This window comes from Pseudomonas sp. SIMBA_068 (assembly GCF_046534705.1).
Classification (GTDB): domain Bacteria; phylum Pseudomonadota; class Gammaproteobacteria; order Pseudomonadales; family Pseudomonadaceae; genus Aquipseudomonas; species Aquipseudomonas putida.
This window is the reverse complement of record NZ_JAWRYI010001722.1, coordinates 1-233: the sequence shown is the minus strand read 5'-3', so window position 1 is coordinate 233 and position 233 is coordinate 1. Positions and strand designations below refer to the sequence as shown.

At 64.4% G+C, this 233-nt stretch carries 1 pseudogene; it reads right to left on the bottom strand.

The features are described 5' to 3' along the window. Positions 1 to 233 (bottom strand): annotated as a pseudogene (locus SB756_RS35640) (xanthine dehydrogenase family protein molybdopterin-binding subunit); the annotation flags it as partial.

Sequence of the window (233 nt, the reverse complement as noted above, 5' to 3'; positions counted from 1 at the left end):
GCTCCATTGGGTTGTGGTGTTCGTTGGCCGTCAGGTAGGTGGCATCCACCTGCAGAGGCGCCCCGGCAAACTGCCCGGCGAAGTCGCCACGCGGCGCCGGTGTTTCGGCGGGTGCCGCATGCGATTGATGGCATGCGCCCAGATCTGTCTGGTGAGCCTCCTGGGCATAGTCGATTTTGATCAGCGAGCCTGCATAGCGGGCCAGTTCGAGGGTTTCGGCGATCACCAGCGCC